This is a genomic window from Streptomyces sp. (assembly GCF_036524955.1).
Lineage (GTDB): Bacteria > Actinomycetota > Actinomycetes > Streptomycetales > Streptomycetaceae > Actinacidiphila.
Window position 1 is genome coordinate 1 of record NZ_DATDBG010000198.1, and the last position, 2,356, is coordinate 2,356.

The window sequence follows — 2,356 nt, forward strand, 5'->3', positions numbered from 1 at the left end:
CGGCCCGCCTGCCAGGGCGGCTGCGGGCCGCCTGGGACCGGCCGCTGACCGCGTACTACGTGATCCTCGGGGCCGGGCTGCTGATCACCGTGCTGGGCCTGGTGATGGTCTACTCCGCGTCGATGATCCAGGCACTGCGCAGCGGCCTGCCGTCCACGTTCTACTTCCGCAAGCAGCTGCTCGCGGTGGCCCTCGGCTCGGTGCTGCTCTACGCCGCCGCCCGGATGCCGGTACGGACGCACCGCGCGCTGGCGTATCCGCTGCTGCTCGGGGCGGTGTTCCTGATGATCCTGGTGCAGGTGCCCGGGATAGGGCAGACCGTCAACGGCAACACCAACTGGATCTCCGTCGGGGGCCCGTTCCAGCTCCAGCCCAGCGAGTTCGGCAAGCTCGCCCTCGTGCTGTGGGGCTCCGACCTGCTGGCCCGCAAGAACGACAGGCACCTGCTGGTGCAGTGGAAACACCTGCTCGTACCGCTGGTGCCGGTCACCGTCCTGCTGCTCGGCCTGATCATGCTCGGGGGGGACCTGGGCACCACGATGATCCTCACCGCGATCCTGTTCGGCACGCTGTGGCTGGCCGGCGCCCCCGCCCGGCTGTTCGCCGGCGTGCTGGCCGGCGCCGTGTCGCTGGCCACCCTCGCCGTGGCCACCAGCCCCAACCGGATGGACCGGCTGCACTGCATCGGCGCCAGCGACCCCGGCAGCGGGTGCTGGCAGGCGGTGCACGGGATCTACGCCCTGGCGTCCGGCGGCTGGTTCGGATCCGGACTGGGTGCGAGTGTGGAAAAATGGGGTGAGCTTCCCGAGCCGCACACCGACTTCATCTTCGCCGTGACCGGGGAGGAACTGGGTCTGGCGGGGACGCTGTCGGTGCTCGCCCTCTTCGCGGCACTAGGCTACGCGGGTATCCGCGTGGCGGGTCGCACGGAGGACCCCTTCGTCAGGTTCGCAGCGGGTGGCGTGACCACCTGGATCACGGCTCAGGCCGTGATCAACATCGGTGCGGTGCTCGGCCTGCTGCCGATCGCCGGAGTCCCGCTCCCGCTGTTCTCCTACGGAGGCTCCGCCCTCCTGCCGACCATGTTCGCGATCGGGCTGCTGATCTCCTTCGCCAGAAGCGAGCCGGCGGCGCGGGCGGCCTTGGCCACGCGGGGGCGCAACTCCCTGACCGGGGCAATGACACGGACGATGCGACGGCGCGCCAGACGGCGGCCGTCCGGAGAGCGGTGAATTTCGGTGCATGTCGTACTCGCCGGTGGGGGGACCGCCGGCCACATCGAGCCCGCGCTCGCGCTCGCCGATGCCCTGCGCAGGCAGGACCCGACCGTGGGCATCACGGCACTGGGCACCGAGAAGGGCCTGGAGACCAGGCTGGTGCCCGAGCGCGGCTATGAGCTGGCGCTGATCCCCGCCGTCCCGCTGCCCCGCCGCCCCACCCCCGAACTGATCACCGTTCCCGGGCGGCTGCGCGGCACCATCAAGGCCGCCGAGCAGATCCTGGAGCGCACCAAGGCCGACTGCGTGGTCGGCTTCGGCGGATACGTGGCGCTGCCCGGCTACCTGGCCGCGAAACGGCTCGGCGTGCCGATCGTGGTCCACGAGGCCAACGCCCGGCCGGGCCTGGCCAACAAGATCGGCTCCCGGTACGCGCACACGGTCGCCGTCTCCACGCCCGACAGCAAGCTGCGCGACGCCCGCTACATCGGCATCCCGCTGCGCCGCAGCATCGCCACCCTCGACCGGGCTGCCGCCCGGCCCGAGGCCCGGCACGTGTTCGGCCTCGACCAGAACCTGCCCACCCTGCTGGTCTCCGGCGGCTCCCAGGGCGCCCGCCGGCTCAACGAGGTGATCGCCACGGTCGCCCCCCGGCTCCAGCAGTCCGGCATCCAGATCCTGCACGCGGTCGGCCCCAAGAACGAACTGCCCCGGTCCGACAACATGCCCGGCATGCCCCCGTACCGCCCGGTGCCGTACCTGGACCGGATGGATCTCGCCTACGCCGCCGCCGACATGATGCTCTGCCGGGCCGGCGCGATGACCGTCGCGGAACTGTCCGCCGTGGGACTGCCCGCCGCCTACGTGCCGCTGCCCATCGGCAACGGCGAGCAGCGGCTCAACGCGCAGCCGCTCGTCAAGGCCGGCGGCGGCCTGCTGGTCGACGACGCCGAACTGACCCCCGACTGGGTCCTCGGCAACGTCCTCCCCGTCCTCACCGACCCGCACCGCCTCTACGACATGTCCCGCGCCGCCGCCGAATTCGGCCGCCGTGACGCGGACGAGCTGCTGCTCCGCATGGTGTACGAGGCGGTGGCCGACCGTCGCTAGCGCCGCGCCGGTCAGGGTTGGCCCGGGCA

The 2,356-nt window shown here is 72.0% G+C and carries 2 protein-coding genes; both read left to right on the plus strand.

Features of this window, described 5'->3' with window-relative positions:
• Positions 1-1,232 (plus strand): putative lipid II flippase FtsW (ftsW, locus tag VIW71_RS16365; RefSeq protein WP_331623034.1); only part of this gene is annotated, 1,232 nt, incomplete at its 5' end.
• A gap of 6 nt (positions 1,233-1,238) precedes the next feature.
• On the plus strand, positions 1,239-2,327 hold the full coding sequence (gene murG / locus VIW71_RS16370; RefSeq protein ID WP_331623035.1) for an undecaprenyldiphospho-muramoylpentapeptide beta-N-acetylglucosaminyltransferase: 1,089 nt from the start codon (positions 1,239-1,241) through the stop codon (positions 2,325-2,327).
• The last annotated feature ends 29 nt before the right edge of the window (positions 2,328-2,356 follow it).